Source organism: Arthrobacter crystallopoietes BAB-32 (genome assembly GCF_000328305.2).
Lineage (GTDB): Bacteria > Actinomycetota > Actinomycetes > Actinomycetales > Micrococcaceae > Crystallibacter > Crystallibacter crystallopoietes_A.
Map to the genome: position 1 here is coordinate 1 of NZ_ANPE02000136.1, position 13805 is coordinate 13805.

11 protein-coding genes and 2 pseudogenes are annotated in these 13805 nt (G+C 65.7%); 5 read left to right on the forward strand and 8 right to left on the reverse strand.

The features are described 5' to 3' along the window. The 7 genes and pseudogenes from D477_RS11215 to D477_RS11245 all read right to left on the reverse strand — a co-directional run. Positions 1 to 862: CapA family protein (locus tag D477_RS11215; protein ID WP_005269201.1), on the reverse strand; the 862-nt coding region annotated here is incomplete at its 3' end. Positions 863 to 1274: 412 nt separating this feature from the next. Continuing rightward, positions 1275 to 2189, reverse strand: coding sequence for a pyridoxal 5'-phosphate synthase lyase subunit PdxS (gene pdxS, locus D477_RS11220; RefSeq protein WP_005269202.1), 915 nt, complete (start codon positions 2187 to 2189; stop codon positions 1275 to 1277). A gap of 106 nt (positions 2190 to 2295) precedes the next feature. Continuing rightward, positions 2296 to 2907 carry a phosphatidylinositol phosphate synthase gene (pgsA, locus tag D477_RS11225; protein ID WP_005269203.1) on the reverse strand — a complete coding sequence of 204 codons (612 nt, stop codon included), beginning with the start codon at positions 2905 to 2907 and terminating at the stop codon, positions 2296 to 2298. 11 nt (positions 2908 to 2918) lie between these two features. Next, positions 2919 to 3503, reverse strand: coding sequence for an HIT family protein (locus D477_RS11230; RefSeq protein ID WP_052510755.1), 585 nt, complete (start codon positions 3501 to 3503; stop codon positions 2919 to 2921). A gap of 35 nt (positions 3504 to 3538) precedes the next feature. Next, positions 3539 to 5557, reverse strand: a complete 2019-nt coding sequence (gene thrS / locus D477_RS11235) for a threonine--tRNA ligase (RefSeq protein WP_005269205.1) — start codon at positions 5555 to 5557, stop codon at positions 3539 to 3541. A 71-nt stretch (positions 5558 to 5628) separates the two neighbouring features. Then, a pseudogene (locus D477_RS11240) lies at positions 5629 to 9095 on the reverse strand (DNA polymerase III subunit alpha). A gap of 39 nt (positions 9096 to 9134) precedes the next feature. After that, positions 9135 to 9500: a DUF6504 family protein gene (locus D477_RS11245; RefSeq protein WP_005269206.1), complete on the reverse strand. Its 366-nt coding sequence runs from the start codon at positions 9498 to 9500 to the stop codon at positions 9135 to 9137. A 226-nt stretch (positions 9501 to 9726) separates the two neighbouring features. Here D477_RS11245 and D477_RS21195 point away from each other — a divergent pair, with 226 nt between their 5' ends. From D477_RS21195 to D477_RS11255, 3 genes are all read left to right on the forward strand, one after another. Next, positions 9727 to 11568, forward strand: a complete 1842-nt coding sequence (locus tag D477_RS21195; RefSeq protein WP_052510752.1) for a VCBS repeat-containing protein — start codon at positions 9727 to 9729, stop codon at positions 11566 to 11568. Then, positions 11565 to 11888, forward strand: coding sequence for a hypothetical protein (locus tag D477_RS21200; protein WP_052510753.1), 324 nt, complete (start codon positions 11565 to 11567; stop codon positions 11886 to 11888). The genes D477_RS21195 and D477_RS21200 overlap by 4 nt, the downstream gene beginning before the upstream one ends. Before the next feature lie 104 nt (positions 11889 to 11992). After that, a complete protein-coding gene (locus D477_RS11255; protein ID WP_005269207.1) occupies positions 11993 to 12433 on the forward strand; it encodes a VOC family protein in 441 nt (146 codons plus the stop codon). Positions 12434 to 12480: 47 nt separating this feature from the next. Here the strand turns inward: D477_RS11255 and D477_RS11260 are convergent, their stop codons facing one another. Then, positions 12481 to 13188 (reverse strand): SOS response-associated peptidase, encoded by a 708-nt coding sequence (locus D477_RS11260; protein WP_081608545.1) that lies wholly within the window; start codon positions 13186 to 13188, stop codon positions 12481 to 12483. A 126-nt stretch (positions 13189 to 13314) separates the two neighbouring features. Here D477_RS11260 and D477_RS11265 point away from each other — a divergent pair, with 126 nt between their 5' ends. Continuing rightward, positions 13315 to 13539, forward strand: a complete 225-nt coding sequence (locus D477_RS11265; protein WP_373875813.1) for a mycoredoxin — start codon at positions 13315 to 13317, stop codon at positions 13537 to 13539. 149 nt (positions 13540 to 13688) lie between these two features. Further along, positions 13689 to 13805 (forward strand): annotated as a pseudogene (locus D477_RS22035) (S-(hydroxymethyl)mycothiol dehydrogenase); the annotation flags it as partial.

Below are 13805 nucleotides of genomic sequence, written 5' to 3' on the forward strand. Positions count from 1 at the left end.
GGTGCTGCAGCCCCGCGAACGTGGCGGGCAGCCAGTCCAGCCGTTCCGCCCGCCATTGCCCGCCGTCCTGGTCCTGGCTGAACTGCACGCGGACCATGAGCCCTTCGGTGTTCAGGATGTCCGGCGTGGCGTGCGCGGCCAGCGTGTTGCCCAGGCCGTAGGCGATCCACGTGTCCGCGTACTTCTCCACCGGCTGCACCGAATGGCTGTGGTGGCCGTACAGCATGCTGAATTCGCCGCTGTCCGCCAGCGTGTGCGCCACGTCCTGCTGGTGGGCGTTCGCATAGTTGGTGTATTCGTCGCCGGCGTGCATCGCGCCAAGTACGACGTCGGCACCTTCCTCCCGCGCCTGCCGCGCCTTCGCGATCATGGTCTCCGTGTCCAGCCTGTCCACCTGCCACGGCTCATCCGGCACCAGCCCGTTCAGGGAGAAGGTCCCGGTCACCACGGCGATCCGGGCTCCGGGCGTGTCAAGCACCAGCACGTCGTCCGCGTCGTCGGCGCTGCGGTACGAGCCGGTGTGCTCCAGCCCGCGTTCGTCGAGTGCGTCCAGCGTCCGTTCCAGCCTGGCAGTCCCGGAGTCGAAGGTATGGTTGCTGGCGGTGGTGCAGGCGTCATAACCCACGGCCTTGGCCGCATCGAGGATCTGCGGCGGCGCGTTGAACGCCGGATAGCCCGAGTACGGTCCGCCGGCCTCGGCCAACGGGGTTTCCAGTTGGCAGAGGGCTAGGTCCGCGCCGGCGAGGTATTCCTGCTGCCCGGTGAGCATCGGGGTGAAGTCCAGCCCGTCCCCGCCCGCCGCCGAGGCGTCCCGCCCGGCCTGCCCCCACAGCGGCTCATGCAAGAGCAGGTCACCGGTCATCACCACGGTGGCGCAGCGGATCCCGGGCAGTCCGGTCCGGCTCCGTCGGTCACCTTCGGGGACGGAGATAACGACGGCGAAGCCCCCTGAGCCGGTCCGCTCCCCTCGTGGGCGGTGCCGGAGGCAGCCTGGCTGGTGCCCTCGCCCGCGGAAAGCGGCCGCCCGCCGTCGTCGGCCACCACCCCGCAGCCGGATGCCGTTGCCAGAACGGCGACCAGTAACAGGGCCCGTAGCACCACTCCTGTCCGCAGCGCGCTGGTAGGCCGCAGCGCCCCCGCGTGCCCCACGACCTCGCCACTCCTGGGTCCCCGTTTGCTGTCTCCCATGGCGCCAGGATCCCCCTTCCGCATACAGCAGACGCCCGGAACCGCAGCCTACTGCGGTACCCGGGCGTCGCCGTCGTTAGCCTGTTTTACCAGCCGCGCTCGGCGAGGCGGTGCGGCTGCGGGATGTCGTCGACGTTGATGCCGACCATGGCTTCGCCCAGGCCGCGGGAGACCTTGGCGATCATGTCCGGATCATCGTAGAAGGTGGTGGCCTTCACGATGGCCGCGGCGCGCTCGGCCGGGTTGCCGGACTTGAAGATGCCGGAGCCGACGAAGACACCGTCGGCGCCGAGCTGCATCATCATCGCGGCGTCGGCGGGGGTGGCGATGCCGCCGGCAGTGAAGAGCACGACCGGCAGCTTGCCGGTTTCCGCGATCTCCTTGACCAGCTCGTAGGGGGCCTGCAGCTCCTTCGCCGCGACGTAGAGCTCATCCTCGGCCATCGAGGTCAGCCGGCGGATGTCGGCGCGGATCTGGCGCATGTGGGTGGTCGCGTTCGAGACGTCGCCGGTGCCGGCCTCGCCCTTGGAGCGGATCATCGCCGCGCCCTCGTTGATGCGGCGCAGGGCTTCGCCCAGGTTGGTGGCACCGCAGACGAAGGGAACGGTGAACTTCCACTTGTCGATGTGGTTGGTGAAGTCGGCCGGGGTCAGGACCTCGGACTCGTCGATGTAGTCCACGCCCAGGGACTGGAGCACCTGCGCCTCGACGAAGTGGCCGATGCGGGCCTTGGCCATCACCGGGATGGACACGGCCTCGATGATGCCGTCGATCATGTCCGGATCGGACATGCGGGAGACGCCGCCCTGCGCGCGGATGTCGGCGGGTACGCGCTCAAGCGCCATCACGGCCACGGCGCCGGCATCTTCGGCGATGCGTGCCTGTTCGGGAGTGACGACGTCCATGATGACGCCGCCCTTCAACATCTCCGCCATGCCGCGCTTGACCCGGCTGCTGCCGGTTACGGGCGCGTGGGTTGAAGTTGCTTCGCTGCTGGACACAAAAAGCCCCTTGGTATCGGTGTAAAGAGTACATCTCATCATACGCCGCCCAACGGTGCGCCAGCTCACGGTATGACGGCGTCTGAAGCGGCGTCCCGCGCGGGTATCAGCCGGCGGCGTGAACCTGCCGGTAGACGGTCCCGATCCGCTGCGCCACCGTCAGCAGCGAGGCCGCCGCCAGCAGCACCAGCACCGTGAGCAGTACGACCGGAGGCAGGCCGAGCCCGGTGAAGCCGGTGAAGACCAGCACCGCGACCAGGCGCTCGGAACGTTCGGCAATTCCGACGTCGGCAGTACAGCCAAGGGATTCGGCTTTGGCCCGTGCGTAGGAGACGAGCATGCCCAGGACCAGGCACACCAGCGCCGCCACCGCGATGGCGGTGTTGGCTCCGCCGGTGAAGAACCAGATGGACACACCGGCGAAGACGGACGCGTCCGACAGCCGGTCCAAGGTGGAATCCAGGAAGCTGCCCCAGCGGCTGCTGCGGTCCTGCATGCGGGCCATCAGGCCGTCCACCATGTCCGAGAACACGAAGACCGTGATGACCACGGTCCCCCAGAACAGTTCACCCAGCGGATAGAAAATGAGCGCCCCCAGGCATACGCCCAGCGTTCCCACCACGGTCACGGCATCCGGCGATATGCCCCAGCGCAGCAGCAGTTTGGCCACAGGCGAGAACAGGCGGCCGAAGAAGCCGCGGGCGTATTTGTTGAGCATCCGCTGCCCCGTTACCCGGCCGGCCAGGCCTGCGCCACCTGCAGGCGCACCTCGTCCAGGGTCTGGGTGATGGCCTTGGTCTGGGCGATGATCGGCAGGAAGTTGCCGTCCCCGCCCCAGCGCGGCACGACGTGCTGGTGCAGGTGTGCCGCCACGCCCGCTCCCCCGGTCACGCCTTGGTTCATCCCGAGGTTGAAGCCGGTGGGGTTGGCCACCTTGCGCAGCACCCGCATCGCCGTTTGGGTCAGTTCGGCGAACTCGGCCGTTTCCTCAACGGTGATGTCCGTGTAGTCCGGAACGTGCCGGTACGGGCAGATGAGCAGGTGCCCCGGGTTGTACGGAAAGAGGTTGAGCACCACGTAGTTGAACCGGCCGCGGTAAACGATCAGCGACTCCTCGTCGCTTCGACCCGGGGCCACGCAGAACGGGCATTCGTCCTGGCCCTTGAACTGGTGCTGGCCGCCCTTGACGTACGCCATGCGGTGCGGCGTCCACAGCCGCTGGAAGGCGTCAGGCACGCCGGGCAGCTCGAAGTCGTCCAGTTCGGGTCCACCGGCGTGGCTTGCCTCTGCGGGAGTCCCGGCGCCGGCAGGCAGGCCGTCTGCTGCGCCGGGCTCCTGCGGCTGCGGGCTCACGGCTGGTCTTCCCTGTTGCGCACGGCCGCGACGATCCGCTGCACGGCCTCATCGACGGGAACGCCGTTGTCCTGGCTGCCGTCACGGAAGCGGAACGATACGGCGCCTGCCTCGGCGTCCTCGCCGCCGGCGATCAGGACGAAGGGGATCTTCTCCTTGCTGGCGGTGCGGATCTTCTTCGGGAAGCGGTCCGACCCCAGGTCCGCCTCCGCCCGGATGCCCTGCGCACGCAGCTTCGCCACGACGTCGGAAACGTAGTCGTTGAAGGCGTCCGCAACCGGGACGGCGACAACCTGCACCGGAGCCAGCCACGCCGGGAAGGATCCGGCGTAGTGCTCGATCAGCACGCCCATGAACCGCTCCACGGACCCGAACAGGGCGCGGTGGATCATCACGGGCCGCTGCCGGGAGCCGTCCGCAGCCTGGTATTCGAGTTCGAAGCGCTCGGGCAGGTTGAAGTCCAGTTGGATGGTGGACATCTGCCAGGTCCGGCCGATCGCGTCCCGTGCCTGGACTGAAATCTTCGGCCCGTAGAAGGCTGCGCCGCCCGGATCCGGGACCAGTTCCAGCCCGGAGGCTTCGGCTACTTCGGCAAGCGTGCGGGTGGCTTCTTCCCAGGCTTCATCCGAACCGACGAACTTCTCCGGGTCCTTGGTGGAGAGCTCGAGGTAGAAGTCCTCCAGGCCGTAGTCCTTGAGGAGGTCGAGGACGAAGTTCAGGGTGGTGGTCAGTTCGTCCTTCATCTGCTCGCGGGTGCAGTAGATGTGGGCGTCGTCCTGGGTCATCCCGCGGACGCGGGTCAGGCCGTGGACGACGCCGGACTTTTCGTACCGGTAAACCGAGCCGAACTCGAATAGCCGCAGCGGCAGTTCCCGGTAGGAACGCCCGCGCGAGCGGAAGATCAGGTTGTGCATCGGGCAGTTCATCGGCTTGAGGTAGTAGTCCTGGCCCGGCTTGACGACATCCCAGGTCTCCGGGTCCCGGGTCTCGTCGATGTGCATGGCCGGGAACATCCCCTCCTTGTACCAGTCCAGGTGTCCCGAGATCTCGTACAGGTGGCCCTTGGTGATGTGCGGCGTATACACGAACTCATAGCCGGCAGCCTCGTGCCGCTGGCGGGAGTAATCCTCCATGGTCCGCCGGATGATGCCGCCCTTGGGGTGGAACACCGGCAGGCCGGAGCCCAGTTCGTCCGGGAAGGAGAACAGGTCCAGCTCCGCGCCCAGCTTGCGGTGGTCGCGGCGTTCTGCCTCGGCCAGACGCTCCTGGTAGGCCTTCAGGTCTTCCTTGGTCGGCCAGGCGGTGCCGTAGATGCGCTGCAGCTGCTTGTTCTTTTCGCTGCCGAGCCAGTACGCCGCGGCGCTGCGCGTCAGTGCGAAGGCGTTGGAGATCAGCTTGGTGTTGGGCAGGTGCGGGCCGCGGCAGAGGTCGCACCAGATGGTGTCGCCGCTCTTGCGGTCGACGTTGTCGTAGATGGTGATCTCGCCGGCGCCAACCTCGACGCTTGCCCCCTCGCCGGCCTCTTCGGCGTCTGATTTCAGCCCGAGCAGGATCAGCTTGTAGGGCTCATCGGCCATCGCCTCGCGCGCCTCGTCCTCGGTGACGACCCGGCGGGCGAACTTCTGGTTCTGGTTGACGATCTTGAGCATCATTTTCTCAAGCGTCTTGAGGTCTTCCGGAGTGAAGGGTTCCTCGACGTCGAAATCGAAGTAGAAGCCGTCCTTGATGTACGGGCCGATGCCCAGCTTGGCGTCGGGGCGCAGCTGCTGCACCGCCTGTGCCATCACGTGGGCGGTCGAGTGGCGCAGCACGTTCAAGCCGTCCGGGGAGCTGATGGTGACTGACTCCACGCTTGCGCCTTCGGGCAGCGGCCGGTCAAGGTCGCGCAGTTCGCCGTCGACGCGCATCACGACCACATCGCGCCGGTCCGCGAAAAACTCGGCTCCGGTAGTGCCCGTCGTCACCTTGTTCTCTTCGCCGTCGACGATGAGGGTGATGGTTTGGGGCGCTGACACAGAGGTCTCCTTCGGTTGGCGAATGCTCTCGATGCGCCACCGTACGTTGGGTGCCGCGAGCCTCTTTGATGTTATCCGCTGATATTGAGCCCAACCAACATTGAGCGTTCAGGCAACTGCAGTGTTGGCTGCTCGTTTTCGGGACCGCCCTGGCGCCTGCCGGGCAGCGGCAACGTCCCGTGCTGTGCCAGGTCCCATGCATTGGAAGCCTGCAGGCTGATGCCGCGCGGACCGGTCCTGCGGGTGGTTCCTTGGATCAATAGCAGCTTCGTGCCGAACAGCAAAGGTCCGGCCTTTTCCTGGGCCTCGTGGAAGAACGTGCAGTCGACGCAGCCGGTGCCGTCGTCCACGCTGATGAACACCACGCGCCGTCCGCCGCGCATTGGCGGCGTCTGGGTGGCTACCCTGATGCCGGCGACCAGGACCTCGGTGCCGCTGCGCAGGGAGAGGAGGTCCTTGGCGTGGGTGGCCCCCAGTTCCTCCAGCAGCGGGGCATAGCTGTCCATCAGGTGCGCGCTGACATCCACCGCCATCAAATCCAGCTCGGTCCGTACCTTCTCCAGTGTGCTGGGTTCGGGCAACTGCGTCTTCAGATTGCGCAGTTCAAGGTCGCCCAGTGGCAGCGCCAGCTGGCCATCCATCGGTTCATACTTGCGCGGAACCGGCCTGGCCGGAGGTTTGTCCAGGTGGTGGACGATGTCTGCCCGAGTAGCGGTGCCTGCGCGGCCGGCCGTGCGGTTGAGCTCGTCGAAGGCGCCGAGCTGTCCCAGCCGCTTCAAGGTCGGCCTGCTGATTTTGGCCCGGGCACGCAGATCCGCCAGGGAATCATAGGGCTGGCCGCGGACGATCCGCTTGAGTTCAGCAGCCGACATACCGTAGATCCCCGCAAGGCTCAGGCGGATGCCCAATTTCCCTTCTCCGTCATCGCCGGAAGGTGCGCGCTCGACGCGATACTTGTCGGTACTGCGGTTGATATCCAGCGGCAGGATCGGAATCCCCATCCGGCGTGCCTCGGCTACCAGCAGCCGGCGCGGGTACATGCCCGGGTCATGCTCCCACAAGCCTGCCAGGAAAGCCTCCGGATGGTGGGCCTTCAGCCAGGCCGACTGGTAGGTGGGAACGGCGAATGCCGCGCCGTGGGCCTTGCAGAATCCGAAGCTGCCGAATGACTTGAGCGTGTTCCACACCTTATCGACGGTTTCGGAGGAGTAGCCGCGTTCAAGACTCTTCCGCCGGAAGTATTCCTCCACCGCGGGCTCTGCCGTCTCATCGCCCAGGAGCCGGCGGTATTCATCTGCCTTGGCCAGTCCGCAGCCGGTAAAGACATCGAAGGTCCTCAGGACCTGCTCGTGGAAAACCGTCACGCCATGGGTTTCCCTCAAGGCAGGTTCCAGGTCCGGATGCGGATAGTTTTCCGGTGCCCAGCCATGCCGGTGCTCAAGGAACGGGCGGACCATGTCGGACTTCATCGGTCCGGGCCGGAAGAGCGAAATGTCAATAATCAGGTCGTTGAAGTTCCGCGGCGCCATTTTTCCAACCAGCTCGCGCTGGCCCGGGGATTCGATCTGGAAGCAACCGAGAGTGTAGGTGCTGCGGATGAGCTCATATGTAGGTTCGTCATCGAGAGGCACGGCTTCCAGGTTGATGCGTCCGTCGTCGGCAATATAGTCCGGGCCTCCGCTGGCGGCGCCGGGATGTTTGCCGGCAGCGGCAACCGCGGCCTTGTCCGGATGGATGCGGGCGATCTCTTCCAAGGCAAAGGCCATGGAGCTCTGCATCCGTACACCGAGTACATCGAGCTTGAGCATGCCCATGGGGTCCATGTCGTGCTTGTCGAACTGGCTCATCGGCAACCCCAGTCCGCTGGGCTGGACGGGTGTGCGGTCCAGCAGGGTTTCGTCCCCCAGGATCACACCGCACGGATGCATGGAGATATGCCGGGGCAGCCGGTCCAGCCGCTCGGTCACATCCACCAGCAGATCCAGCTGCCGGTTCTGCTCCACCTGGGCGGAAAAGTCCCGCAGCTCGGGCTTCTCGTCCATCGCCTCGCGGAATTTCCGCGCGGAAAAGCGCCACAGCTGCTTGGCGATACCGTCGATCTCCGCTTCCTCAAGGCCCAGGGCCAGTCCGGCATCACGGACGGCCCCACGCGCCCGGTAACCGTTCTGCATGCTCATCAGCGTGACCCGCTTCGCGCCGAACCGCTTGAAGATCTGCTGATAGACGTTATGCCGCTCGGCGCTCTCGACATCGATGTCGATATCCGGCAGGGTGGACCGGTCCCGGGAAAGGAACCGCTCGAAAATCAGCCCGTGGTCCAGCGGATTGACATGGCTGATATTGAGCAGGTAGTTCACCAGGCTGGAGGCCCCGGAGCCCCGCGCCGCTGCCCTTACCCCCATACTGGTGATCATCTTGGACACTTCGGCCACGGTGAGGAAGTACGAGGCGAAACCGAGCCTGGTGATAATGCCCAGCTCATGGTTGAGTCTGTCCCTGAGCTCATGCTCCGCCTTGCCGCTGATTCCGGGAAACCGGCGGCCGATGGCCCCTTCGCAGCGCTGGACCAGCTCCACCACGGGGTCCTGCTCGATTCCGATAACGGACGCTTCGGGAACAACAGGCTGTTTGTAGCCCATGTCCTGGACCGGGTCGATCCGGCATCGGTCTGCAACGGCGCCGGTCGTGGCCAGCAGGCGGCGGGCACCAGCCGCGCCGGTGCCCGCTTCATGGGCTATTTCCTGCGCCAAGGCCTTCATCTGGGTTCCGCTTTTAAGCCAGCCCTGCCCGTTGGGCTGCAGGTCCGGCAGCCTGGACAGCGCCGTCAAAGCCCGCACTGCATCCAGCACATCCGCGGTCGCAGCGTCGTCTTCCCGGCAGTACCGCACGGCGTTGGTCAGCACAGCGGGAAGCTGCAGTTCCTCCGCAAGCTTGAACAGGCGCACGGCATGGGCTGTGCTGAGATTGCGCCCGGCGTGCTCAAGTGGCTGGCCACCTCCACGACCAGCGCGGCTTCCGGCATCAGGCGGCGCCACCGGTCGGCGAGCGCTCGGGCTTGGGCGTAGCGCCGATGCCGCATGGCCTGCCCGACGTCGGAGTAAGGGCCCAGCAGCACAGTCAGCACGGGGCCGGATCCCTCGGGGCCGGCGGCCCGGCGGGCAAGCTGCCCAATCGTCACGGCCGGTCCGTGGCTGCGTTTGTTCCCCCTGCCGGCGGCAGTGCCTTCGTGGGCGTCGGAAACTAACCGGCAAAGCGCGTGGTAGCCTTGCCCGCGGTTGGCGCCGTGGGCCAAGGCCACTATTCGACCGGTACTGCCGCCCTGCCCGTCACTGACCGCGAGATCGGCACCGATGATCGGATCCAGTCCTGCCGCCTGGCAGGCCCTGACGTGCTTGATCGTCCCGTACAAGCCGTCCCTGTCGGTGCAGGCCAAAGCATCGGCGCCATCCGACGCTGCGGCTGCGGCCAGTTCATCCGGCCACGACACCCCGTAGTGGGCACTGAAGGCGGATGAAACATGCAAGTGGGTAAAACTCATTGTCTGTCCCGGAAAAGAAACCGCCGGCGCGGTAGATTGCTAGGCGCTCAGACGCTGGACTGCGTCATGAATTCTGATCAAGCGCCACCGTCCGCTGTCGGCATGGTGGGAAAGATCGAAGGTACGCAACGACGAGCGGCTGTTCAGCCTGGCTTGGACCCGCCAGATTTCGTAGTCCACCAGGCCTGCCCCCTTGCCGCGCTCGGCACGCAGTTCCTCTGCCCACCATTTGCGGCGCTCGAACCAGCGCACCGGATCAGCGGCGACATGCCACGTCCGGTTCTGCCACACCAGCCTGATTGGTTGCCCGGCAGGAGAACAAACCACTTCAATTGATTCGCTGAAAACACCCATGTTCCAGTCACCTTTCTTCTGGAAATCCGGGCCATGACCTTCAGCGTGCATGCTCCTGCCAACACACCCGCCGAAGAGCTTGACCCTCTTATTCTAATCGAATATGTATTCGAATCCAAGCAACAGCCTAGGTCCTGCCCCCGACAAAATCGGTCTCCCCGGCAGCTCCCCAAGATTTATCCAATAACCGATCGTCAGAGTTGGCTCAGCGCATCCAGCGCTAACGGCCCACCAGCCGCAATGGTGCCTGAGGACACCACCTCAAAGGAGCAAGACCATGCCACTCGCACATCAGGCAAAACCAAACCGGCGTCGACCATTTAAGCGCCTCGCCACCACCGCAACTGCAGCCGCCGTACTGGCCGCCGCCTTCGCCCCGCTGTCCATCGCGCCGGCGCAAGCCGAGCTCCCCGGAGCCGGTCCCATTGATCCTGCCAACGGCTATCCGATGTGGTACTCCGATGGCACCGTCCGCTTGCAGTTCTGCTACACCGCAGAGCTCGGCTGCCTCTCCACCCCGCCCAATGCGGGGCCCGCCTCCTATCCGGATAATTTCCCGGACGAAGCCTTCTGGTACGCCGCCACAGCCGACATCGGCGATATAGGCTCCTACGAAGCCGCACTCGAAGGCGCACATGCGAACGAAGCCGTCGTTGACGGTGACCAGATCGGCTTTGCCCGCCTGCGGTTCCGGCTGACGGGCCTGGTGGATGGCGCTACCTACACCATCACCCACCCCTACGGCGTCCACACCTTCGAGGCAGTCGCGGGAAATAGCGGCGGTGAAATCAACGAGACCATCGACGCTGGCGAATGCACTCCGGGAGCCTGCGATTGGGACGGTGTCGGCCGCGCCTTCCTCGGCGATTACGGCAACGGAACCACTGCGACGTTCCTCCGCCAGGTCAACCCGCCGGCAGGCAAAATCGGCGATCCCAACGTGGCCACCGCGGTGACCGGGGCACCCTCCGGCAACAACTTCGTGCGGGTGGACGGCCCGAATGCCGGCGGCCCCGGGATCAACACGATCACGGCCAGCTCTTTTGCTGTCCAGGGCGTCATCTCCGATACCACCGACGGTGCGCCTTCCATGCCGGATCTCGCCGCCGCCAGCGACAGCGGAAGTTCTTCCACGGACAACATCACCAACAACACCACGCCCACCTTCACCGGTTCAGCCGCGGACGGTTCAACCGTTGAACTGCTCGTCGATGGCGCGGTGGCCGGCTCAGCCGTCGCCACCGGCGGGAACTACAGCATTCCGGTAACGGCTGCGCTCGCCGAGGGCCCGCGCAGGGTCACGGCAAGGATCGCCAACCCGGCATCCCCTGCCGACCCGACAGCCGCAGCGTTCCTGACCTCCGGCGAGCTGGCAATGACCGTGGACACGACACCTGCAACCGTCACCTTCGGTAGCGGACTGCCCTCGAACCCGTCGCTGACCAATACGCCGTCCTTCAACTTCTCGACCACGGAGAACGGCGCCACCTTCGAATGCCAGCTCTTGTACACCAACTCGGCGTGGGGCAGCTGCGCCACGGGCAAGACCTACGACGCCCAGCGCGACGGCATCTACACCTTCAACGTGCGGTCCGTCGACCGCGCCGGCAACGTCGGCGCACCGGCTTCCCACGCATGGCGGATCGGCGAGGGAGAGCCGGTGGCGGCAGTCTCTGACGAGCAGAAGGACATGAACGGCGACGGCAATCCGGACATGGTCGCCCGCAGCAGCGACGGCAAGCTGTGGCTCTACCCGGGCAACGGTTCGGGACGGTTCAGCAGCCGGTTCAATATCGGCACCGGCGGGTGGAACGCCATGACCGCCATCCTGATGCCGGGCGACTTCAACCGCGACGGCGACTCCGACGTCATTGCCCGCGACGGTAACGGAGTCCTGTGGCTGTATCCTGGCGCCGGCAACGGCGGTTTGGAACGCCGCCAGCAGATCGGCACTGGCTGGAACTCGATCACTGCACTGGTGGCACCGGGCGACTTCGACGGCGACGGCAGCGTCGATCTGCTCGCCCGCAGCTCCACCGGCCAACTGCTGCTTTACCCGAACCACGGCGGCCGCTTCGGCGCCGCACCGTGGCGGGAGCCAGCGGCTGGAACTCCATGAGCCAGCTCGCCGGCGTCGGCACTTTCGACGCCGGTACCACCAATGACATGGTGGCCCGCGACTCCGGCGGCCGGCTCTGGCTCTACCCCGGCGACGCTGACGGCACGTTCGGTGCCCGCAAGCTGATCGGCAACAGCGGCTGGAACAGCATGAGCGGACTCAACGGTCCTGGCGCTTTCGACGCCGGCACCACCAATGACCTGGTGGCCAGCGACTCCAGCGGCCGGCTCTGGCTCTACCCGGGCAACGGCAACGGCGGCCTCAGCACCAAGATCCAGATCGGCAGCAGCGGCTGGACGCCAATGACGATCGCCCCGTAGCAAGCCGACTGCAGGAACCCGGCCGGACCCCAAGCTGATCCCAACAGCGAGGGGAACCGGCCGGGTTCCTTGCTGCCCGGCCCCGGGCGCGGGAGCATGGAGCCATGAAACCTCAGGTCTCCGCTGTCACCCTTGGCGTCCGCGACCTTGCCCGCTCCCGCCGCTTCTACGTGGACGGGCTGGGCTGGCAGCCGTTGGCAGAGCAAACGGGCGAAATCTTCTTCATCCAGATTGCCCCCGGGCAGATCCTCGCCCTGTGGGACGTGGCCAGCATGCGCGGCGAGTACGGCGACGTCGGCCATTGCACGGACGGGCCGGCCGCGCCGCTCTCGCTTGGACGCAATGCCAACAGTCCCCAGGAGGTTGACCGGCTTATAGCCGAAGCTGTGGATGCGGGGGCCGAACTGGTCTCGGCCGGCCGGAACCAGTCGTGGGGCGGCTACAGCGGATGCTTCGCCGATCCGGACGGCTTCCGCTGGGACATCGTCTTCAATCCTGCTTTTTCCGTTGACGACGGCGGCAACGTCAGTTTGGGGATGCCCTGACCTTCACCTGGGTCAGGCTACTGCCTGTTACCCACCCGGGTGCAGGGTCAGGCCGCCTCTTCGATCAGTTCCGGGCCGTTGTTGCGCACATTGTTGACCTTGTCGCTGACCGTCCGCGGGACGAGGTGCGGCTCCGGCATTGCATCCAGCAACGCCCGGACATCGGCTTCAGCGGTCGTTCCGGGATCGAGCCAGTCCGCATACAGGTCCGGCGGCACGATTAGCGGAGTGCGGTCGTGGATGTGTCCGAGGCTGTCGGTTGCCTCCGTCGTAATGATCGTGAAGGTCCGGAGCCACTTGTCCGGATGGTCCTCCGGGAGCGACGGGTCGGGCCAGTTCTCGAAGAGTCCCGCGAACGCCAGCAATTCCCCGTCTGCGCCGTGCAGGTAGGTGGGAATCTTGCCGCCGGCGGTCTTCTGCCATTCAAAGTATCCGTCGGCCGCCACCAGCGCCCGTTTGCGCGAGGCTGCCTTGCGGAATGACGGTTTCTCCGTGACCGTTTCCATCCGCGCGTTGATCAGCCGCGCCCCGGACTTGGGGTCCTTTGCCCACGGCGGGACCAGGCCCCAGCGGGCCATCACGAGTTTCCGCGAGAGCTCATCCGGCTCAGGGTGCCTGCGGTCAATGATCAGCGGGACTTCGTCGGTAGGTGCCACGTTGTAGGAGGGCTCAATGCGTTCGACATAGGACTCATCCACATCGAAGGACGCCACCAGGTCGCCGGTGCTCCGGGCCATCACGTATCTGCCGCACATGGCTCCATTATGTCCCCGGGCGGCCTGGACCTTGGGAATGTTTGCCGCCGACAACCGGTTGAACCTTACGAATCCCCGATCGAAGGAGCTGCCTTGGAATTCGTCCCGGCCCCCGGCACTATCACCATGTTCTCGACTACGTGGTGCGGCTACTGCCGCCGCCTGAAGTCCCAGCTGGACTCGCAGGGCATCGGCTATACCGAAATCAACATTGAGGATGTTCCCGGTACTGCCGAACTGGTCGAGCAAATCAACAACGGCAACCAGACGGTGCCTACCGTGCTGTTCCCGGACGGCAGCAACGCCACGAACCCCTCGCTGTCGCAGGTCAAGGAGCGCTTGGGCGTCTAAATCCTGCCTGCACCTTGCTTCGACGGAACCCGCAAGACGCCAGACTACGAGCGGCGTTTGCGGGTTCCGTCACATGTGTTCCTAAGATGAGGGTTGGACCGGCCGGACGGCGGCCAGTCCCTCTTGCGCGGAAAGGAACTGCTCCCAGCATGGTTCATAAGGTCAAGGCCGTTGTTGCCAAAGAAAAGAACGCTCCGGTCAGCATCGAGACCATCCTCGTGCCCGAACCCGGACCCGGCGAAGCCCTCGTCGACATCCTCACCTGC